The 19,940-nt window shown below is 72.6% G+C and carries 18 protein-coding genes; 10 read left to right on the top strand and 8 right to left on the bottom strand.

The window, feature by feature from the left end:
- Positions 1 to 8: 8 nt before the first annotated feature.
- Together OP18_RS18940 and OP18_RS18935 are read right to left on the bottom strand one after the other, a co-directional pair.
- Entirely contained in the window at positions 9 to 1,052 is a 1,044-nt protein-coding gene (locus tag OP18_RS18940) for a LacI family DNA-binding transcriptional regulator (RefSeq protein ID WP_033360261.1), read from the bottom strand.
- A gap of 114 nt (positions 1,053 to 1,166) precedes the next feature.
- Positions 1,167 to 4,634, bottom strand: coding sequence for a galactose-binding domain-containing protein (locus OP18_RS18935; RefSeq protein ID WP_052386945.1), 3,468 nt, complete (start codon positions 4,632 to 4,634; stop codon positions 1,167 to 1,169).
- A gap of 257 nt (positions 4,635 to 4,891) precedes the next feature.
- On the opposite strand from OP18_RS18935, the gene OP18_RS18930 reads away from it, so the two are divergent.
- Positions 4,892 to 6,295: a GH1 family beta-glucosidase gene (locus OP18_RS18930; protein WP_156089615.1), complete on the top strand. Its 1,404-nt coding sequence runs from the start codon at positions 4,892 to 4,894 to the stop codon at positions 6,293 to 6,295.
- A gap of 109 nt (positions 6,296 to 6,404) precedes the next feature.
- Here OP18_RS18930 and OP18_RS18925 read toward each other — a convergent pair whose 3' ends face one another.
- Positions 6,405 to 6,860, bottom strand: coding sequence for a response regulator (locus tag OP18_RS18925; RefSeq protein WP_033360259.1), 456 nt, complete (start codon positions 6,858 to 6,860; stop codon positions 6,405 to 6,407).
- Between the two features lie 99 nt (positions 6,861 to 6,959).
- On the opposite strand from OP18_RS18925, the gene OP18_RS18920 reads away from it, so the two are divergent.
- From OP18_RS18920 to OP18_RS18900, 5 genes are all read left to right on the top strand, one after another.
- Positions 6,960 to 7,295 (top strand): STAS domain-containing protein, encoded by a 336-nt coding sequence (locus OP18_RS18920; protein ID WP_033360258.1) that lies wholly within the window; start codon positions 6,960 to 6,962, stop codon positions 7,293 to 7,295.
- 84 nt (positions 7,296 to 7,379) lie between these two features.
- Positions 7,380 to 8,606 (top strand): zf-HC2 domain-containing protein, encoded by a 1,227-nt coding sequence (locus tag OP18_RS62330; protein WP_313900958.1) that lies wholly within the window; start codon positions 7,380 to 7,382, stop codon positions 8,604 to 8,606.
- Positions 8,607 to 9,017: 411 nt separating this feature from the next.
- Positions 9,018 to 9,263, top strand: coding sequence for a hypothetical protein (locus OP18_RS18910; RefSeq protein ID WP_033360257.1), 246 nt, complete (start codon positions 9,018 to 9,020; stop codon positions 9,261 to 9,263).
- 57 nt (positions 9,264 to 9,320) lie between these two features.
- On the top strand, positions 9,321 to 9,890 hold the full coding sequence (locus OP18_RS18905) for a TetR/AcrR family transcriptional regulator (RefSeq protein WP_033360256.1): 570 nt from the start codon (positions 9,321 to 9,323) through the stop codon (positions 9,888 to 9,890).
- Positions 9,890 to 10,474 carry a DUF4865 family protein gene (locus tag OP18_RS18900; RefSeq protein ID WP_033360255.1) on the top strand — a complete coding sequence of 195 codons (585 nt, stop codon included), beginning with the start codon at positions 9,890 to 9,892 and terminating at the stop codon, positions 10,472 to 10,474. The genes OP18_RS18905 and OP18_RS18900 overlap by 1 nt, the downstream gene beginning before the upstream one ends.
- Here OP18_RS18900 and OP18_RS18895 read toward each other — a convergent pair.
- Positions 10,471 to 10,917 carry a DUF309 domain-containing protein gene (locus OP18_RS18895; protein WP_052386942.1) on the bottom strand — a complete coding sequence of 149 codons (447 nt, stop codon included), beginning with the start codon at positions 10,915 to 10,917 and terminating at the stop codon, positions 10,471 to 10,473. The genes OP18_RS18900 and OP18_RS18895 overlap by 4 nt on opposite strands.
- Positions 10,918 to 10,973: 56 nt before the next feature.
- Here OP18_RS18895 and OP18_RS18890 point away from each other — a divergent pair, with 56 nt between their 5' ends.
- Positions 10,974 to 11,237 (top strand): hypothetical protein, encoded by a 264-nt coding sequence (locus OP18_RS18890; RefSeq protein ID WP_033360254.1) that lies wholly within the window; start codon positions 10,974 to 10,976, stop codon positions 11,235 to 11,237.
- Positions 11,237 to 12,055, top strand: a complete 819-nt coding sequence (locus OP18_RS18885) for a phosphotransferase enzyme family protein (RefSeq protein WP_052386941.1) — start codon at positions 11,237 to 11,239, stop codon at positions 12,053 to 12,055. The genes OP18_RS18890 and OP18_RS18885 overlap by 1 nt, the downstream gene beginning before the upstream one ends.
- Before the next feature lies 1 nt (position 12,056).
- Here OP18_RS18885 and OP18_RS18880 read toward each other — a convergent pair whose 3' ends face one another.
- Positions 12,057 to 15,800, bottom strand: coding sequence for a SpoIIE family protein phosphatase (locus OP18_RS18880; protein ID WP_033360253.1), 3,744 nt, complete (start codon positions 15,798 to 15,800; stop codon positions 12,057 to 12,059).
- Between the two features lie 206 nt (positions 15,801 to 16,006).
- Here OP18_RS18880 and OP18_RS18875 point away from each other — a divergent pair, with 206 nt between their 5' ends.
- Complete coding sequence (locus tag OP18_RS18875; RefSeq protein WP_052386939.1) at positions 16,007 to 16,702, top strand: GntR family transcriptional regulator; 696 nt, start codon at positions 16,007 to 16,009, stop codon at positions 16,700 to 16,702.
- A 60-nt stretch (positions 16,703 to 16,762) separates the two neighbouring features.
- On the opposite strand, the gene OP18_RS18870 is transcribed toward OP18_RS18875, so the two are convergent.
- Both OP18_RS18870 and OP18_RS18865 read right to left on the bottom strand, forming a co-directional pair.
- Positions 16,763 to 17,614, bottom strand: coding sequence for a DUF2127 domain-containing protein (locus OP18_RS18870; protein WP_063745540.1), 852 nt, complete (start codon positions 17,612 to 17,614; stop codon positions 16,763 to 16,765).
- Between the two features lie 37 nt (positions 17,615 to 17,651).
- Entirely contained in the window at positions 17,652 to 18,476 is an 825-nt protein-coding gene (locus OP18_RS18865; RefSeq protein WP_052386938.1) for a phosphatase PAP2 family protein, read from the bottom strand.
- 200 nt (positions 18,477 to 18,676) lie between these two features.
- Here OP18_RS18865 and OP18_RS18860 point away from each other — a divergent pair, with 200 nt between their 5' ends.
- Positions 18,677 to 19,468: a maleylpyruvate isomerase family mycothiol-dependent enzyme gene (locus OP18_RS18860; RefSeq protein WP_033360252.1), complete on the top strand. Its 792-nt coding sequence runs from the start codon at positions 18,677 to 18,679 to the stop codon at positions 19,466 to 19,468.
- A gap of 121 nt (positions 19,469 to 19,589) precedes the next feature.
- On the opposite strand, the gene OP18_RS52715 is transcribed toward OP18_RS18860, so the two are convergent.
- On the bottom strand, positions 19,590 to 19,922 hold the full coding sequence (locus OP18_RS52715) for an LppU/SCO3897 family protein (RefSeq protein ID WP_052386937.1): 333 nt from the start codon (positions 19,920 to 19,922) through the stop codon (positions 19,590 to 19,592).
- Positions 19,923 to 19,940: the final 18 nt, after the last annotated feature.

Below are 19,940 nucleotides of genomic sequence, written 5' to 3'. Positions count from 1 at the left end.
CTGGCCGCTCACGCCGACTGGCGCACGACGAGCTTCGGGTCGAAGATGACCGACTCCACCCGCAGCGACGGGTCGTCGATGCGGGAAAGCACCAGCCGGGCCGCCTCCGCCGCCATGTCCTCCAGGGGATGCCGGACCGTGGTGAGCTGCGGGCGGGCGTCCAGCGCGGCGCTGCTGTCGTCGAAGCCGACGACCGCCACGTCGTCGGGCACCCGCAGCTCGCGGCCGCGCAGCGCCATCACGGCGGCCTGGGCCATGACGTCGTTGGCGACGAAGACGCCGTCGAGCTCCGGCTGGCGTTCGAGCAGCTCCAGCATCGCGGTCTCGCCCGACTCGTAGGTGAACCCGCCCTCGACCGTCGGGAACCAGGCGTGGCCGTGCCGGGCCAGGGCCTGCCGGAAGCCGGTGAGCCGGTCCTGGCTGGCGGGCACGTGCGCGGGGCCGGTGATCATGCCCAGGCGGCTGCAGCCGCGGCCGATGAGGTGCTCGGCGGCCAGCACGCCGCCGGCGTCGTTGGCGAGGTCCACGTAGCTGATCGGCACCGGCTGCGCCGGCCGGCCGACGAGCGCCGCGGCGATGCCACCCTCGTACAGCTGCTGCGGCAACGTGTCGTCGGGGTGCAGCGACAGCACGACCGCGCCGTCGGCCTGGCCCTGGCCGAGGTCGCCGACGAGCCGGGTCCGGGCCTCGTCGGTGCCGACGATCTGCAGCGCGAGCTGGATGCCCTTCGGGCGCAGCACCGACATGACGCCGCCGACGATGCGGCCGAAGAACGGGTCGGCGAAGAAGCGCCGCATGAAGGGGTCGTCGTCGTGGCTGACGGCGTCGGAGACGACGAGGGCCACCGTGCCGCTGCGGCGGGTCACGAGCGAGCGGGCCGCGCGGTTGGGCACGTAGCCGGTGGCGTCGACGGCCTGCCACACGATGGCGTGCAGCTTAGGGTCGACGTTGCGAACACCGTTGATGACGCGCGACACCGTGGCCCGGGAGACGCCGGCGGCTTCCGCGACGTCCTCAAGGGTGGGTTTGCGGGCCGAACGTGGATCGCTCATGGCCGGTTTTATAGCACGGAGCATGGAGAGCGCTCTCCACTACATAGCACGAAATTGGTTGAAAATACAGACGAAAGGGCGGGCGGCCGGAGCCGCCCGCCCGAGTCGCCGTACTTACCGGTAGACCCCGAACTCCCACAGCGAGTAGCCGTAGGTGGTGGCCCGGGCCGTGCCGTTCATCCGCACGTACCGGGCGTTGCCGTTGACGTTGATCTCGTCGAAGCCGCCGTTGCCGGTGGTCGTCGAGTAGATCGTCGTCCAGGTGTTGTTGTCGTCGGACGTCTGGATCTGGTAGCCGGTCGCGTACGCCGCCTCCCAGGCCAGGAAGACCTTGTTGAAGGTCTGCTTGCTGCCGAGGTCAACCGTGCACCACGCGGTGGCGACCCACTCCGACGCCCACCGGGTGCCGTAGTTGTTGTCGGTCGCGTAGGACGGCAGTTGCGGGCCGTTGGTGCCGGTCGGCTGGTACGTCGACGCGGTCACGGTCTTGCCCTGCGCGATGTTGGTCCCGGCGATGACCGGCGGCACGACCCGGAACGACTTCGTCTCGATGCCGACGTTGCCCTGGCCGTCGAAGGCGTAGACGTAGACCTTCCACACGCCCAGCGTCTCCGGGGCGGTCACCGTGAAGGTGGAGCCGTTCTCGGTGAACCGGACGTTGCGGAAGCCGGTGTTCCCCGTGATGTGCTTGTCGCTGATCATCACGTTGTACCGGATGGTGTCGTTGTTCGGGTCGGTCGCGGCGACGTTCACGGTGAACGTGCCACCGGCGGGCACGGCGGTCTGGTTGCCGACCGTCATGCTGGTGATCTCCGGTGCCGTGTTGGGCAGCGGCGTGCCGGTGTAGGCCTGCTTCAGCGCGCCGTACCCGAGCCGGCGCCAGCCGCCGCCGTACGTGTTGAGCCAGACTCCGCCGAAGTCGTTCTCCAGGCCGTAGTGGAACTCGGTCGCGCCGAGCGCCACGCCGGGGTGGCTCTTGATGGCGTTCCAGCTCGCCGTGTAGCCCGCCCGCTTCTGCAGGTCGGTCGGCTCGGTCGGCACGCCGTTGACGTCGTTGGGGACCTCCCACTCACCGGCCGGGCCGGCCTCGGTCACCACGTACGGCTTGGTGTAACCGCCGGCGATCCAGTCCGGCTTGATGTTGTTGATCGCGCCGTAGGAGTTCACCGCGAGCAGGTCCAGCGCCGGGGCGTTGTTCTTGTAGTAGGGCCAGGCGCCGGTGTACGCGTCGGTCGAGGTGACCGGGTGGTTCGGGTCGGCGGCGTGGATCGCGATCGCCAGCTCGTTGACGTACTTGGCGTACGCCACGCGGCGGGCCTCGACCTCGGCCGCGGACAGGCCGTGGTCCTGCATGGTCAGGATGACCTCGTTGCCGACGTCCCACATCAGCACGCCCGGGTTGTTCTTGAGCGCGTTGACCCGGTTCACGATCTCGGTCTTGGTGTTGTTCTTGTACGTGGTGTCGTTGACGTAGTCGGCGCCCTGGTTGAGCCAGTGCCCGACGATCACCTTGATGCCCTGCTGCGCGGCCCGGTTGAGCAGCGTCGGGGTGTTCGCGTCGTCCACGCCCCAGGTGCGGATCGTGTTGACGCCCATGTTCTTCAGGTCGCGCATGTACCCGTCGGCGGCGGCCTGCGGCGGGCCGTAGGTGAGGCCCTTGACCTCGTACGGCTGGCCGTTGACCTGCAGCTGCCAGTTGCCCTGCGAGCCGGTGACCTTGACGACGCTCGGGCCGGCCGGGGTGGCCGGGTCCGTCATCGCGGCCGGCGTGGTGCCGGTCTGCCTGGCCACGGTGACCGAGTCGACGGACAGGATGCCGCCGGACGTGGTCTGCGGGGTGGGCACGGTGTAGCCGGCCACGGCGTTCGGCCACGCGCCGCCGATGGCCAGGTCGAGGCGCAGGTAGAAGCCGTGCTGGACGGCCGCGTTCCACGCGGTGACGCCGACCTGGCTCTTGCGCACGATCCACGACTGCTTGCCGTCGAGGTAGAAGCGGATCTCCTCGTCGGTCTTCGTGCGGTCGATGACCTGGGTGTACTCGTGGTAGCCGGTCTGGCAGCCGACGCAGCTGGCCAGGCCGGAGGTGCGACCGTTGTACTCACCGCACGGCCCGTCCGGGGCGGTGCCGCAGTGCAGGGTCTGCGACAGCTGGCTGCGGCCGTTGGCGTCGGTCATGATGTCGGTCTCGCCGACACCCGGCCAGTTGGTGTAGTTGCCGCGGTAGGCGGCGCCGGTGGCCCGGAAGCCCGGCCAGTAGCCGTCGCCGTTGGCGACGTCCGGCTGCTTGAGCACGGCGGTGAACTTGACCTGCTCACCCGCGGCGGCCTGGAAGTCGGTCCGCTGGGTCTCGATGCGGCCCGACGTCCACGCGCCGGCGCCGTCCCGGATCGCCTTGATGTTGAGCTTGCCGGCGCCGTCGAGGTAGACGTTCGCGGTCGACGCGCTGGCCGTCTCGACCGAGCCGGTGCCCCAGTTCGCCGCGCCACCCGGGTACTGCGTGCCCGTGCGCAGCAGCCAGTTGGCCGCGTTCGGCGAGGTGTTGGCCGGGCCGTCGAACGTGTCGGTCCAGACGGTGGTCCAGTTGGGGTCCTGCGACGGCGACGTGCTCGTCGACGGGCTGGTGCTGATCGGCGGGGTGGTCGTGGTGCCGCCGCCGGTGGAGATCTTGAACTCCCACAGCGAGTACCCGTAGCCGCCGGGGCGGGCCGTGCCGTACATGCGCACGTACCGGCCGGCGCCCGTCACCGGGATGGTCTGGGTGCCGCCGGTGCCGGTGCTGGTGGCGTACACGTCGGTCCAGCTGGTGGCGTTGTCGGAGACCTGGATCTGGAAGGCCTTGCCGTAGGCGCCCTCCCACTGCAGCACGACCTGGCAGATGCTCTGCTTGCTGCCCAGGTCCACCTGCAGCCACTGCGGGTCGCTGAACTGGCTGCTCCACCGGGTGCCGGCGTCGCCGTCGACCGCGGCGGAGGCCGGCGTGCCGGCGCCCTCGACGCTGGAGGCGGTGGCGGTCTTGCCCTGCGCGGCGTTCGTCGCGGTGTTGCACGTGCCCGGGTTGGTGCTGCCGTCGAGGGAGCCGTACACCTTGAACTCGAACAGCGAGTAGCCGTAACCCGTGCCGCGCTCGGTGCCGCTCATGCGCACGTAGCGGCCGGAGCCGGAGACGTTGAGCGTCTGCGTGCCGCCGGCGCCCGTCGTGGTGGAGTAGATGTCGGTCCAGGTGGTGTCGTTCGTCGACGTCTGGATCTTGAAGGACTTGCCGTAGGCGCCCTCCCACTGCAGCACGACCTGGCTGATGGTGGCGGGACCACCCAGGTCGATGCGGATCCACTGCGGGTCACTCCACTGGCTGCTCCAGCGGGTGCCGGCGTTGCCGTCGTTGACGAAGCTGGCGGCCACGTCGGGCGCCTGGTCGGACGACGACGTGACGGGCTTGCCCTGCGAGATCAGGCTGTCCGCGGCGCGCGCGAACGGCGCGACGACGACAGCGATGGCGGCGACGACGGCGAGGACCAGGGCGATGCGCCATCGCGAACTGAGCAGTCTCCGCCAGGCGGGGGCGGAAGCGTGTGCCGGATGCACGTGAGCTCCTTGCTGAGGGGTGAGGAGGCGCGGCGGGCGGTTTTGGAGAGCGCTCTCCAATAGGTCGCAGTGTTGCCCCGCTGTTTCCCGCGTGTCAAGAGTGCGAGATTTCTTTGGTGGCTTTTTGTCCGGTACGCGCAGAAGCGCGCTCCGCGGCACCTTGACACCCGGACACGCCACGTCGCAGTCTGGTCACACGGCTTGGAGAGCGCTCTCCAAGCTCCTATCTGTTGACGCACGGGGAAGTGGTGGTGGGTGTGAGCACGACAGCGGTGCAGACCGCGAAGGATGTCCTGACGTTCCCCTCGGACTTCTGGTGGGGCGCGGCGACCGCCGCCTACCAGATCGAGGGCTCCGTGGACGCCGACGGCCGCACCCCGTCGATCTGGGACACCTTCGCCGCCCAGCCCGGCCGCATCGACAACGGCGACACCGGCGCCCACACCACGGGGCACTACCGGCGCTACCGCGACGACGTCGCACTGATGCGGCAGCTGGGGCTGTCGGCGTACCGGTTCTCCATCGCCTGGCCGCGGGTGCGCCCCGCCGGCGGCAACGGCGTCAACGAGGCCGGCCTCGGCTTCTACGACCGCCTCGTCGACGAGCTGCTCGCCGCCGGCGTGCGGCCGACCGCGACGCTGTACCACTGGGACCTGCCGCAGGAGCTCGAGGACGCGGGCGGCTGGACCAACCGGGACACCGCGCTGCGCTTCGGCGACTACGCGGCGGCCGTCGCGGCCCGGCTTGGCGACCGCGTCGCGCTGTGGAACACGCTGAACGAGCCCTGGTGCTCGGCGTTCCTCGGGTACGGCACCGGCGGGCACGCGCCCGGCCGGCGCGGCCACCTCAACGCCCTGGTCGCCACCCACCACCTGCTGCTGGCGCACGGCCTGGGCGTGGCGGCGCTGCGCTCGGCCGGGGTGACCGGCCAGGTGTCGGTCGCCCTGAACGCCGGCGCGGTGCGCCCCTGCACCGACGCCCCCGCCGACGTGGACGCGGCCCGGCGCATCGACGGCCTGCTCAACCGCATCTTCTTCGAGCCGGTGCTGCGCGGCACGTACCCGGCCGACACCGTCGCCGACATCGCCGGCATCACCGACATGTCGTACGTGCGGACCGGCGACCTGGACGTCGTCTCGCAGCCGATCGACGCGGTGTGCGTGAACTACTACCAGCCCGACCTGGTCAGCGCCGCGACCGACGGCACCCTCGACGAGGGCACCCCCTACCCGACGGCGCAGCACGTGCGCTTCCACCCCACCCCCGGGCCCGTCACGCACATGGGCTGGTCCGTGGACCCGACCGGGCTGCGCGACCTGCTGCTGCGCATCCGCCGCGACTACGGCGACCGCCCTGTCTACGTCACCGAGAACGGCGCCGCCTACGACGACCGCCCCACCGCCGACGGCGCGATCCACGACCCTGAGCGCATCGACTACCTGCGGGGGCACCTGGCCGCCGTCCACGAGGCGATCACCGCCGGGGTCGACCTGCGCGGGTACTTCGCCTGGTCACTGCTGGACAACTTCGAGTGGGCGTTCGGCTTCAGCCGCCGCTTCGGCCTCATCCACGTCGACTACGACACGCTCAACCGCACGGTGAAGTCCTCCGGGCACTGGTTCGCCGCGGCCATCGCCCGCAACGCCATCGACGCCCCGTAACCCGGCTCCCGCTGATCGGGCCCTGGCCGTCCCCGACGGTCGGGGCCCGGTCTTCATGCGGTGGCAGCCCGCCGCACGTCTTCATGCGGTGGCAGTCCGCCGCACCTCTTCATGCGGTGGCGGCCCGCCGGACGCTGATGAAGAACGTCTCGATCCGGCGCACCACGTGCATGAGGCTGTCGAAGTCGACGGGCTTGGTGATGTACGTGTCCACCCGCAGCTCACGGCTGCGCAGGTAGTCCTGCTCCGTCCGGGAGCTGGTGAGGACCACCACGGGGATGTCGTTGAGCGCCGGGTCGGCGTGGATCGCGGCGAGGACCGCCCGCCCGTCGATGCCGGGCAGGTTGAGGTCCAGCAGCACGATGTCGGGCCGGGCCGCGCCCACATACGCACCCTCACGGCGCAGGAACCGCAGCGCGTCCGCCCCGTCGGTGCACACCGTCAGCCGGTTGGACACCTTGTGCTCGGCGAACGCCTCCCGCGTGATGAGCACGTCTCCCGGGTCGTCCTCGACCAGCAGGATCTCGATCGGCACGCCCGACGGCGCGTCGTCTACGGTGCTCATCGAGCGTCCTCCCCAGCAGCGTGTTTCCGGCCCCACGATAACGCCTGCCGCAAGACCCGCTACGGTCATACCGCTACCCATGAAGTGGAGATTTGTCGGATGGCGTTCTCGATCTCGGCGTTCAGTGGGCACAGCGTGGTCCGGGCGGACGGCGAACTCGACGTCAGCACCGCACCGCAGCTGCGCCAGACGATCACCACCGCCCTCGACGAGGGCGACGGCAAGGTGATCATCGACCTGACGGCGGTCACCTTCATGGACTCCACGACCCTCGGCGTCCTCATCGGCGCCCACAACCGGGTCCGGGAGCTCGGCGGCGCCCTCGGCCTCGTCTGCCCCGACGACCGCGTCCGCCGGGTGTTCAGCATCACCGGCCTGGACAAGGTCTTCACCCTCCACGACACCGTCCCGGACGCGGCCGCCGCCCTCGCCTGACCGTTCCCCGGCCGCGCGCCTGCCGCGTGCGCCGGGTCCCGCGCGGATTCCCCCAGCAGGCGGCGCGTCTGGCACCATCGGAGCGTGGAGCGTTCACCAGCCGCCGGTTGCGAGGCCTTCCGTGAGGCGCTCTCGGCCCGCCTCGACGGTGAGCCCGAGCCGCTCGACGCCGCCCTGACCGACGCGCACCTGGCCCGCTGCGCCGGCTGCCGCGCCTGGCACGCCGACGCGATCACCGCCACCCGGCTGTTCCGCGTCCAGCAGGTGCCCACCCTGCCCACAGCCGGCGTCGACGACCTCCTCGCCACCCTCGACGCCCACGGCGTGCTGCCCCCGTCACCGACGCCCGCTCCGCAACCCACCGCGTCGACAGGTGCCCCGCGCCCCCTCGGGGTGACAGACGCCCCGCAGGCCGTGGAGGTGACAGCGGCACCACCACCCGCCAACGGTTCGCGGGCCGCGCTGGCCGCCGGCACGGCACCGGCATCGCCGCCCGCCAACGGTTCGCTGCCCCCCGACGGTCCGCCGCCCGGTCGACGGCTCGCCACCCGCACCGGGCTCGACGCCCTCACCCGTCTTGCCGGGCGTATTACCGACCGTGGCGCCGGGCGGGCCGCTGGACTGGCCGCCGGACGGGCTGCCGGGCAGGGTGCTGGACGGGCTGCCGGGCAGGGTGCTGGACGGGCTGCCGGGCAGGGTGCTGGAGCCGGTGCTGGGCGGGGTGCCGGGCGGGGTGCCGGGCGCGGGCGCTTCACCGGCGGCGCGGGCCGGCGGACCCTGGTCGTGGCGTTGCGGGTGCTGCTCGGCGCGTTCGGGGCGGCCCAGTTCGTGCTCGGCATCGCCCAGGTCACCAACGCCGCCACCGCCGCGCAGCTGCACGGTGAGGGCTCCGGGCACCTGTGGCACGAGTCAGCCGCCTGGAACGTCGCCATCGGCGCCGGCTTCGGCTGGATCGCCAGCCGCCGCGGACGCCCCGCCGGCGCGCTGCCGATGCTGACCGCGTTCGTGGCGCTGCTCGCCCTGCTCAGCGTCAACGACGTCCTCGCCGGCCGGGTCGAGACGGCACGGCTGCTCAGCCACGGTTTCGTCCTCGCCGGCTACGCGATCGTCATCGCCCTCACCCGCCCCGCCCTCGACCCCGGCCGCCCACCGTCCCGCCGGTCCACCGGCGGGCCCTCCTCGGGCCCCGCCGGCCCGTCACCGGACGCCGGCGACCCACCGCCGAGCCCTGGCAGCACTCCCCCGCAGCGCCGGCTCCGGCTGATCCCCGGCCAGGCGACCGCCGGCACCACCGGCCGCGAAGCCGCCTGACCCACCCGGCCCACCCGGCCCACTCCGAAAGCGCGGGCGGCCGCATCACCCCAGCCACGCCCCGCGCGGCAACTCGTCCGCGCTGACCTGACCACCCCAGCCACACCCCGACGCCGCGACGCCCCTATTCGCGGACCTGACCCACCCGGCCACACCACCGAAGCCGCGCTCCGCACCGTTCGAAGCGCCGTCGTCGATCGTGCACACGACGCACCACCCCCAAAGCGGTCACCCCCACCGCCCGAACCGTCCCCCGCAACCTACCGCCGGGGTACGACACTTTCGGCCGCCTCCCAACCGACCGCTGACAGCCATCCGACGCGTGTCGAGCCTCACCGCCGAACCAGCTGAGATGATCTTTCTGAATCGATACAGTAGACGCAGGAACCACACCGACGAAGGAGACACCTGATGGCCACCCAGACCACCGCGAGCCGGGTTCGCAACGCCGTGACCAGCCGGTTCGAGGCCCGTCGCGCCAAGCGCACGCTCGCCCGCGAGATCGCCGCGTACCGCACGCCGGCCGAGCGCCTCGAGCTCGACCTGATCCTCGGCCGGCACACCGCCGAGGAGACCCGGGAGATCGAGGCGATCCTGCGCGCCCAGGCCGTCGCCGAGCGCACGAGCTTCCAGGCCCTGCAGGTCGACCAGACCTAACCCGCACGGCGGGCACCGGCGAGCCGTCCATGGTTGTACCTACTAGTATGTACAACCATGGACACCGCCGAACGGCTCGTCGAGAGCACCCGTGAGCTGCTCTGGGAGCGGGGGTACACCGGCACCAGCCCGCGCGCCATCCAGGAACGCGCCGGCGCCGGGCAGGGCAGCATGTACCACCACTTCCGCGGCAAACAGGACCTGGCCGTCGCGGCGATCCGGCGCACCGCCGACGACCTGCGCACCAGGGCGGCCGCCGAGCTGGACGGCCCCGGCACCGGGGTCGAGCGCATCGCCGCGTATCTGCGACGCGACCGGGACGTGCTGCGCGGCTGCCCCGTCGGCAGGCTGACCCAGGACCCCGACGTGCTCGCCGACCCCGCGCTGCACGCGCCGGTCACGGAGACGTTCGACTGGCTGTGCGGGCGGCTGGCCTCGATCCTGGCCGAGAGCCGGGCGACCGGCGAGCTGCCCGCCGCGCTCGACCCCGACGACACCGCCGCCGCCGTCGTCGCCACCCTGCAGGGCGGTTACGTGCTGGCCCGCGCCGCCGGCTCCCGCGAGCCGTTCGACCGCGCGGTCCGCGGCGCGATCGGTCTGCTGAACGCCGCCAAGGGAGCCGCCTGATGCTCGCGATGCAGTACACGATGACCCTGCCCGCCGACTACGACATGCGGGTCATCCGCGAACGGGTCCGCCGCGCCGGCCACGCGCTGGACGACCGCGCCGGCCTGGCCCTGAAGGCGTACCTCATCCGCGAGCGCGGCGTCGAGGGCTCCCGGGTGAACCAGTACGCCCCCTTCTACGTGTGGAACGAGCCCGCCGCGATGACGCACTTCCTGATCGGCGGGGGCGGCTTCCAGAACATCGTCCGCGACTTCGGCCGGCCGCCGGTGGCGCAGTGGACAGGCGTCGCGGCCGTGCGGGGCGGGGCGGCGGGCGCGCCCACCGCCGCCGTCCGGCAGCTCGTCGCGCTCCCCCAGCCGGCCGAGGGCGACGCGCCCGTCGCGATCGACGACGCGTTGGCCGCGCTGCACGCGCTCGAAGGCCACCCCGACCTGCACACCGCGGCGCTCGCCTACGACCCCCGCGACTGGCAGCTGCTGCGCTTCACGCTGTGGCACCACCGGGTGCCGGCGGACCAGCCGGCCGGCGAGCGTTACGAGGTGCTGCACCTCTCGGCGCCGGAGCTGGACCGGCTGACGCGCTAGCCGACCCTCAGCCGCGGTGGGGCGGCGGCGCCGGACGCCCCGGCGGCGCGGGCCCAGGCGATCAGGCCCGGCCCGTCGATGCCGTACGGCGCGGGGCCGAAGTCGGCCAGCCGGTCGGCGGCGCGCGACAGCAGCCGCGCCGCGCCCGTCGGGTTGCCCCGGCGCAGGTGGGTCAGGCCGACCGCCAGCTGCGCCAGCCCCCGCCACAGCTCCCGTTCCTGCGGCGGCGCGCTCTTCCACGCCGCCTCCAGCACCTCGTGCGCGTGGAAGGGGCGGTCCGCGTCGAGCAGCGCCTGCGCCTGGGTCAACGCGCTGTCAGGCGTCACCCGCAGGTCGTCCGGCATCGTCGGTACGCCCACCGCACCCCGCGGCAGCGGGCGGCCCAGGCCGTCGCGCGGGCGGGCGTTGCGGGCCCGGCCGGCGTCGTCGCGATCGCGTTCCACGGCTCCAAGGTAGTACCAGGACACTGCGACCGTTCGATGTCCGGCATGATGGACGGGTGACGCAGTGGGAGTACGCACGACTGGAGTACCGGGCCGCCGGGACGCTGGGCACGGACAAGTTCGAGGACTGGGACGCGGTGTTCCACTACCCGGGTGGGGTGCAGCGGTGGGGCACCGACGAGCGGTACAACGACCTGCGGCACCTCAACCGGGCCGGGGCCGAGGGCTGGCAGGCGTATGACCGCGCCGCGCTGGTGATCGGGCAGCCGCACCGGTTGCACGCCGTCACGTACTCCCTGCGCCGGCCGATCCAGCGGTAGTGCCGTTCCCCGACGACGTCCTCGCCGGGCACTGGGGGCTGACCGGCGCGGACGTGCGCCCGCACCACGGCGGGATGAACTCGGCGACCTGGTTCGTCGGGCACGGCGGGCGCCGGTTCGTCGCGAAGGCCGCCGGCGGCTGGTTCCCCGGTGGCATCGCGGTCGCCGACGCCCTCGCCCGGTGCGGCTTCCCCAGCGGCGCCCCGGTGCGCACCCTCGACGGCCGGCTGACCGTCCAGGTGGGCCAGGACGAGCGGCTGGCGCTGCTCACGTTCGTGCCCGGCGCGCCGGCCGACGACCCGGCCACGATCGGCGCCACCCTCGCCGAGGTGCACCGGCTGCTGCGCGGCGTGACCGTCGACGGCGAGGTCGGCATGGACTGGGTCGACCCGGACGCCCCGCACCTCAACCTGCGGCCCTGGCTGCGCGACGCCGTCGCCGGTGCCGTCCGGGACCTCGCCGCCGCCGGCCCGCTCACCGAAGGGCTCCTGCACGCCGACCCGGCGCCGGAGGCGTTCATCGGCGGCGGTCTCATCGACTGGGGCGTGGCGATGCGGGGTCCGCTGCTCTACGACGTCGCCTCCGCCCTCATGTACCTCGGCGGGGACGGTGCCGCGTTGCTCGCCGCGTACCGGACGGCCGGGCTGATCCCGGCGGCGGAGCTGCGCACGGCCCTGCCGGTGCTGCGCCGGTTCCGCTACGCGGTGCAGGCCGACTACTTCGCCAGGCGGCTCGCGACCGGCGACCTGACCGGCATCGCCGGCGCCGAGGACAACGAGCGGGGCCTCGAGGACGCCCGGCGGGCGCTGCACCGGTAGGTCAGATCAGCCGCATGCACCACACGGCCTTGCCGTCGGCCGTGGGCCGGGTGCCCCAGCGGTCGCACAGCGAGGACACCAGCTGCAGGCCGCGGCCGTGTTCGTCGTCGGGGGTCGGGCGCTGCTTGCGGGGCAGGTACGTGGCGGTGTCGTGCAGCTCCAGCACCACGTGGGTGCCGCCGTTGCGCAGCCGCAGCTGGATCGGCGGGCGGCCGTGCATGACGGCGTTGGCGGCCAGCTCGCTCACCACGAGGACGAGGTCGTCGACGACCGGGCCGGGGACGTCCCACCGGCGCAGGGTGGTGCCGACGAACTGGCGGGCGGAGCGCACCGCCCGCTCCTCGGCGGGGATGTGGTGCACGACGGACTGCTCGTGTCCGGGTGCGGCGACGACCCGGGCGAGCAGCACGGTGATGTCGTCGTCGGGGCCGTCGGGCAGCAGCGCCGTGACGAGCCGGTCGGGGACGTCGGCGAGCGGCCCGCTGACGGTGCCGACGTGCGCGGCGAGCGCGTCGATGCCGGTGTCGAGGTCCCGGTCGCGGTGCTCGACGAGCCCGTCGGTGTACAGGGTGAGCAGCGCCCCGACGGGCAGCTCGACGCGCTCCTCGGCGAGGGTCAGCGGGCCGGTGCCCAGCGGCGGGCCGGAGACGCCGAGCGGGCGCACCGTGCCGCCGGGGAGCAGCAGCAGCGGCGGGAGGTGGCCGGCGTTGGCGTACGTGAGGCTGCGCTCGCCCGGGTCGTACACGGCGTAGACGACGGTGACGATCTGGTCCTCGCTCAGGTCCCGCACCACGCCGTCGAGGAACTCCAGCACGTCGGCGGGCGGCAGGTCCAGCCGCGCGTAGGCGCGCACCGCGGCCCGCAGCTGGCCCATGACGGCGGCGGCGGGGACACCGCGGCCCATGACGTCGCCCATGACGAGGGCGGTGCGGTCCGCGCCGAGCTCGATGACGTCGTACCAGTCGCCGCCGACCTGGGTGCCGGCGACGCCGGGCCGGTAGTAGGTGGCGACCTCCAGGTGCTCGGGGTTGAAGGTGAGCGGCGGCATGAGGCTGCGCTGCAGCTCGTCGGCGATGCGGTGCTCGCGGGCGGCGGCCTCCTGCAGGCCGCTGGCGGCGGCGAGCGCCTGCTCGGCGCGGCGCTGCTCGGTGATGTCCTGGTTGGAGCCGCGCATCCGGACCGGGGTGCCGGCGGCGTCGCGTTCCAGCTCGCCGATGGTGCGGAACGTGCGCAGCGAGCCGTCCGGGTGGTACACGCGGGCGTCGTACTCCAGCGGAGTGCCGTCGAGTGCCGCGGCCATGGCGGCGTCGACGTGGGCGCGGTCGTCGGGGTGGAGCCGCTGGTTGATGACCGCCCGGGCGTCGGCGTCGAGCAGTTCCTCGGCGGTCACGCCCAGCTGGCGCAGGAACTCGTCGGACCCGCGGATGTCACCGGTGGCGAGGTCCAGCTCCCAGCTGCCCACCGAGGCCAGCCGCTGCGCCTGGTCGAGCAGCTCCCGGCTGCGTTGCAATTCGTCGCGGGTACGGCGGACGCGCTCGAACTCGAGGTTGGCCCGCACCCTGGCGCGCAGCTCCCGCGGCGAGAACGGCTTGATGAGGTAGTCGTCGGCGCCGGCCTCGAGCCCTTCCACGGTCGCCTCGTCGCCGGCCCGCGCCGACAGCATGATGACCGGCAGCTGGGCGGTGGCGCCGTCGGCCCGCAGCGCGGCGACCAGCCCGAAGCCGTCGAGCTCCGGCATCATCACGTCGGTGAGCACGAGGTCGGGCTGGGTGCCGCGCAGCAGCCGCAGCGCGACCGCGCCGTCGGTGGCCTCCACGATCTGGTAGTCGGCCTCCAGGATGCTGCGGATGTACTCGCGCATGTCGGCGTTGTCGTCGACGACCAGGACCGTCGGCGCGGTGGACGGCGCGGCCGGCGTGGCCGGGGAGGTCGGGGTGATCCACCGTTCCACCTCGGCGAGGAACCCGGGCACGACCCGGCCGGCGGCGGTGACCCGGTCGGCGGGCTCGACGGCGTCGCCGCCCGGGACGGCCTGGTCCTCGCCGCTGAACGGCACCCGGACCGTGAACGTGCTGCCGGCGCCGGGCGCGCTGCACACGGTGGCCTCGCCGCCGTGCAGGGCGGCCAGCTCGGCGACGAGCGCCAGGCCGATGCCGGAGCCCTCGTGGGTGCGCGACCGGGTGCCCATGATGCGGTGGAATCGGTCGAACAGGTTGGCCTGGTCGGCCGGGTCGATGCCGACGCCGGTGTCGGTGACGCTGAGCTCGGCGGTGTCGCCGTCGGCCGCGACCCGCACCGTGATGGACCCGTCAAACGTGAACTTCAGCGCGTTGGACAGCAGGTTCAGCGTGATCTTCGCCCACATCTCGCGGTCGGCGAGGACCGGCCGGGGCAGCGGCGGGCAGTCCACGACGAGCCGCAGCCCGGCGCGCTGAACGGCCGGCCGGAACATGTCGGCCAGCTCGGCGGTGAGCGCGGCGAGGTCGAGCGGCTCGAACCGCGGCTCGACCTTGCCCGACTCCAGCTGGGAGAAGTCCAGCAGCGTGTTGACGAGCTTCAGCAGCCGCTCGGCGTTGCGGTGCACGACCTCGACCCGCTCCCGCTGGGCGGGCGGCAGCGGCGCGGCGTGGTCGGTGAGGGCGTCCTCGGCCGGGCCGAGCAGCAACGTCAGCGGGGTGCGGAACTCGTGGCTGACGTTGGTGAAGAACGCCGTCTTGGCCCGGTCGAGCTCGGCGAGGGACTCGGCGCGGCGGCGTTCGGCGGCGTAGGCGCGGGCGGTGCCGATCCTCGCCGCGAGCTGCCCGGCGATGAGGTCGATGAAGCCGGCGTACCCGGCGTCGAACGGCCGGTAGCGGTTGAGCCCGACGACGAGGAACCCGTAGGGCCGGCCGCCGCCAGGTGCCGGCAGCGGGACGAGCCGGACCTCGGTCGGCGGCTCCTGCCAGGCGCCGGCGGGCAGGTCGGCGTAGCCGCCGAGGGTGAGCGCCGCGCCCCGGGCAAGGTCGGCGACCGGCCAGAACGGCTCGTCCTCGGGGTCGAGGACCTCCGGCGCCACCGGTGCGCCGGCCGGCACGCCGGTGGCGCAGGCGAGGTGGGCGGTGTCGCGGTCGTCGTCGAAGAGGTAGGTGAGGGTGAACGGCAGGTCGTCGGCGCGGGCGCCGAGGTGCCGGGCGGCGGTGGCGAAGACGCTCTGCTCGGTGACCCGCCCCTGGTCACCGCCGTCGGGGTCGGCGCCGAGGTCGCGCAGGGTCGCCATCCGCCGCTCGCCGATGACCCGCTCGGTGTCCTCGCTGACCACGCAGAGCATGCCGGCGATGTCGCCGGCGTCGTCGGTGAGCGGGCTGTAGGAGAACGTGTGGTAGGTCTCCTCGGTGTAGCCGCTGCGGCCGAGGAAGAGCCGCAGCGCCTCGTCCCAGGTGGCGGTGCCGGTCGCCATGACCGCGTCGATGCGGGGGCCGATCTCAGGCCAGATCTCGGCCCACACCTCGCGGGCCGGCTTGCCCAGGGCCCACGGGTACTTCTTGCCGAGGGTGTCGCGACGGTAGGCGTCGTTGCAGAAGAACGTGAGGTCGGGGCCCCACGCCATCCACATCGAGAACCGGGACCCGAGCAGGATCCGCACGACCGAGCGCAGGCTCTGCGGCCAGTCGGCGGGCGGGCCGAGCGGGGTGGCCGACCAGTCGACCGTGCCGAGGTCGCGACTCACCTCGGAGTCGTCGGTCATCGACCAGGCAACCTCACCCATCCGACCAGCCTACGCAGTCGGTCGGGTTTGCGGCGAAGTCACGACGGTGCGCTCCAGTGCGCCACCGGCGGTCCGGCCGCCCCCGTCAGCATCAGCCGCACCGCCGATGGCGAACCAGCTGCGGGAATGTGAGGATGACCCTGCCCTCCATCCGATCGTATATGATTGTGTGGGCACCCGGCCCCTGTCAAGACTGGAACTCGCACGTGCAGCCTGAGCACAGCAGCACCGAGCCGTCCGGGCTGTCGAAGCACGAGCTCGCCTACCGGTGCATCCGTGAGCGCATCCTCGACGGTCGATACCAGCCGGGGCGCCGGCTGGTGCTGAGCACCCTCGCCCGGGACCTGGACGTAAGCCCGGTGCCGGTGCGGGAGGCGATCCGGCGGCTGGAGGCCGAGGGCCTCGTCAGCTTCGAGCGCAATGTCGGCGCCCGGGTGGCGACGCTCGGCGACGACGACTGGGTGCAGCTGGTCGAGATGCTGGCACTGCTGGACGGGTACGCGTTCGCGGCGGCGGCGCCGCGGATGACCGCGGAGCGGATCGCGGTCGCCAGGGCGCTCAACGCCCAGTTGCGGCAGGAACAGGCGCACGAGCGGGTGATGGCGCTGCACCGGCAGTTCCACCGCGCGATCTACGGCTGGTGCGGCAACCGGCACGTTATCGAGGCGCTGGACTGGATCTGGGACCGCATCGACGCGTCGCGGGTGCTGGCGTCGATGTACCCGCGGCTGCGGGTGCGGGCCGCCGTGGACGAGCACGACGCGCTGCTGGACCGGCTGGCGCGGGGGGACGACGACGCGGCGACGCTGGAGTCGTGCGCGCGGGAGCACAACCTGAACACCATCCGGGCGATCCGGTCGGCGGCGGCGCAGGCGCCGGCCCAACGGGAGCCCGGCGGGTGAGAAGCCCCGGACATTAAGAAGACCGGCATCCACGGGGGAAGATGCCGGTCTCGCGTTCAACTATACGACGCCTACCCGTTTCCCGCCAGTAGGCAGTTCCGCGGGAGGTTCGCCGGGCGGGGCCGGGGCCTTGGGGTTGCGCAGCCCGTGCGGCAGGGTCGGCTCGCTGGCCGCGATCTCGACCTCGATGAGGCTGGTCTCGTGCCGCTCCGCGGCGTAGGCGGCGTGGCCGCCGCGCAGCCCGAAGAGCCGCTTGGACAGCAGGATGTAGAGCACCGCGACGATATTGACGACGAGCGCGCCGATGCGCAGCCAGGTCACCTTCTCCGACAGCTCGTAGATCTCCACGGGCAGGCCGAGGGAGGTGGCCACGACGGCGAAGTACTCGCCCCAGCGCTTGAGCATCCACAGGCCGATGCCCTCCACGACCTGCAGGACGCCATAGACCGCCAGGCCGACAGCGACCCACAGCAGCGTCTTGGACTCCGCCTCGATGACGGTCCGGATCGTGTGGATCATCGCGGAGTCCTCGAACTTCCACCCGATCCGGTCCGCGAACGGCCGCAGCAGCGGCAGGTCCTCGTTGAAGGCGCGCTCGACGCCGTCGCGGTGGGTGCGGAAGCGGTACACGCCGTAGCCGGCGAGCAGCACGATGACACCCTTGATGAACCGCTCGAGCGACAGCAGCCGCAGCACGAGCGCGTCGCGCAGGGCCCGGCCGCGCAGCACGATCGGGGCGCTCTCGGCGGGGCCGGCCGACTGCGGCTCGCCGATGACGAAGTCACCGCAGCGCAGGCAGCGCCACGCCGCCCCGACGGGGGTCATGGCGTGCAGCCGCTCCCGGTAGGGGGTCTCGTCGGGCGCGTACGTGACGTGGCCGCGCCGCGCGCAGGTGCGTAGGTTCCAGTCCACGCGCTATTGGTACCGCAGCCGCGCCAACCTGCGGGGGTCAGGTCGGCTTTCCAACCTTCTGCGGCTGGCCGCCGGCGTCGGTGATCGTGTCGCCGAGGGTGGTCAGGTAGGCGGCCTCACCGACGGCGAGGTACTCCAGGTTGCGCCGCAGCTGCACGGGGATCGCCACCGGCGGCGCCTCCGCGGGCGCGCGGGTGCGGCCGACGGCCAGCAGCAGCCCGCCGACCAGGGCCGAGGCGATGATGCCGTCCAGCCAGTAGTGGTTGGCGGTGCCCACCACGACGATCATGGTGATCACCGGGTGGGCGAGCCACAGCCAGCGCCAGCGGGTGCGGGTGGCGACGATCAGCCCGCACGCGACCACGAGCGCCCAGCCGACGTGCAGCGACGGCATCGCCGCGTACTGGTTGCTCAGCGTGTCGGTCTGCGGCGGCCCGTACACCGACGGTCCGTACTTCGCGGCGGTGTCGATCATCCCGATGCCGGCCAGCATCCGGGGCGGCGCGAGCGGGAACGCGAAGTGCATCGCCAGCCCCGCCGCGGTCAGCCAGGCGAGGATGCGCCGGAACCGCAGGTAGTGCGCGGGCCGGAAGATGTACATGAACAGCAGGAAGGCGACCGTCGCCGGGAAGTGCACCACGGCGTAGTAGACGTTGGCGGCGCGGATGAGGGCCTCGGAGGTGAGCAGCAGGTGCTGCAGGTCCATCTCGTCGGGCAGCCAGAGGGCCCGCTCGGCGTGCCAGACCAGCTTCGCGTTCGCGTACGCCTGCCCGACCTTGCCGTCGACGAGCAGCCGGCCCATCTTGTACGCCAGGAACAGGCCGACGACGAGCAGCAGCTCGGCCCATGCGCGGGGACGCACCCGCGGGCGGTGTTGGGACCCGGTTCGGGTGGCGGCGTTGTCCCGTTCACGTACCCCCGGCCCCGTGTTCACGATCGACAACGTACCTGATGTTGCCAACCCGGCAATATTGCACTTCCGACGGGGCCTGCCATGTCCTGCGTCACAAACTTGTTTATCCTTCAAGAAAATAGTCGATGTTCAAGGGTTGAGGGAGCACGATGACCAGCCGAGCCGACCAGGCGATCGCCGCCCTGCGCAAGGGGCACGAGGACCTCACCGCCGTCGTCCGCGGGCTCACGTCCGAGCAGCTCACCGGCCCTTCCGCGGCCAGCGAGTGGGACATTTCCCAGGTGGTCAGCCACCTGGGCAGCGGCGCCGAGATCAATCTGGAGGCGGTCCGCGCCTCCCTCGAGGGGCGCCCCGCGCCGGAGTTCGAGTTCAACAAGGGCGTGTGGGCCCGCTGGGACGCGATGACCCCGCAGGAGCGCGCTGTCGAGTTTCCGATCGCGAACGAGCGGCTCGTCGCGGCGTACGAGGCCTTCGACGCCACGCAGCGCGCCGAGCACCGCATCGACGTCGGCTGGATGCCCGAGCCGGTCGACGTGGCGACGTCGGCGGTGCTGCGGCTGACCGAGTTCGGCTACCACGACTGGGACATCCGGGTCGCCCTGGACCCGTCGGCGACGCTCGCCCCCGAGGCCGCCGTGCTCATCGACGAACGGGTCGAGGGCCTGTTCGGCTGGATCGCGAAGCCGGCGTACCTCGACGGCCGCACCGCCGACCTGCTCGTCACGCTCACCGATCTCGGCGAGCAGCGCGGCCTGCGACTGGCCGACCCGGTGACCCTGACCGGCGCGCCCGCCTCCCCGGACGGCGAGCTGAGCCTGACCCTGGAGGCGTTCCTGCGCCTCGCCGCCGGCCGCCTCGGGCCGCGGCACACCCCGGCCGACGTGAAGATCACCGGCCCGATCACCCTGGACGACCTGCGCGCCGTCTTCCCCGGGTACTGACAGACACAGAGCGACCCCGGCACCGCTGCCGCGGCGCCGGGGTCGCATGGGGGACGAACATCGAGGGTGGAACCGTGCTCGGCGGCGCCGTCGTGCCGGACGTCGCCGCCGCGTCAGCGGGTCAGGCGGCCTTGATCTCCTTGAAGCAGAGCACGTCGCCCTTCTTGCCGGACTCGCCCCACCAGTAGAGGCCGGTCGCCTCCGGGAACGCCTGGCAGACGGTCGTGTTGGGGTCACGGGCGACGGACGCGTCCTGGTTGCCGACCTTGCCCACCACGCTGTACTGAGCGTCAGCGCCGCCACACTCGACGATCTTCAGCTCGTTCGCCTTCACCTCGTGCAGGCAGTCACCGACCTTGGCGTTCTCCGCCGAGTCGCGGTTGAGGTACCAGCCGATGCCGGCGAGGACGAGCAGGACGACGATGGAAATACCGAATCTGACAACCTTGGACATGCGGAAGTTTCTACAGGT

Source organism: Dactylosporangium aurantiacum (assembly GCF_000716715.1).
Taxonomy (GTDB): domain Bacteria; phylum Actinomycetota; class Actinomycetes; order Mycobacteriales; family Micromonosporaceae; genus Dactylosporangium; species Dactylosporangium aurantiacum.
The sequence above is the reverse complement of the archived record's forward strand: the minus strand, read 5'-3'. Positions and strand labels throughout refer to the sequence as shown.

Bases quoted from the DNA above. Each gene is read 5' to 3' on its own strand.
- OP18_RS18925 (WP_033360259.1), bottom strand. From the start codon at position 6,860: ATGAGCACCGTAGACGACGCGCCGTCGGGCGTGCCGATCGAGATCCTG.
- OP18_RS18900 (WP_033360255.1), top strand. From the start codon at position 9,890: ATGCTCGCGATGCAGTACACGATGACCCTGCCCGCCGACTACGACATG.
- OP18_RS18880 (WP_033360253.1), bottom strand. From the start codon at position 15,800: ATGGGTGAGGTTGCCTGGTCGATGACCGACGACTCCGAGGTGAGTCGC.
- OP18_RS18910 (WP_033360257.1), top strand. From the start codon at position 9,018: ATGGCCACCCAGACCACCGCGAGCCGGGTTCGCAACGCCGTGACCAGC.
- OP18_RS18905 (WP_033360256.1), top strand. From the start codon at position 9,321: ATGGACACCGCCGAACGGCTCGTCGAGAGCACCCGTGAGCTGCTCTGG.
- OP18_RS18940 (WP_033360261.1), bottom strand. From the start codon at position 1,052: ATGAGCGATCCACGTTCGGCCCGCAAACCCACCCTTGAGGACGTCGCG.
- OP18_RS52715 (WP_052386937.1), bottom strand. From the start codon at position 19,922: ATGTCCAAGGTTGTCAGATTCGGTATTTCCATCGTCGTCCTGCTCGTC.
- OP18_RS18920 (WP_033360258.1), top strand. From the start codon at position 6,960: ATGGCGTTCTCGATCTCGGCGTTCAGTGGGCACAGCGTGGTCCGGGCG.
- OP18_RS18860 (WP_033360252.1), top strand. From the start codon at position 18,677: ATGACCAGCCGAGCCGACCAGGCGATCGCCGCCCTGCGCAAGGGGCAC.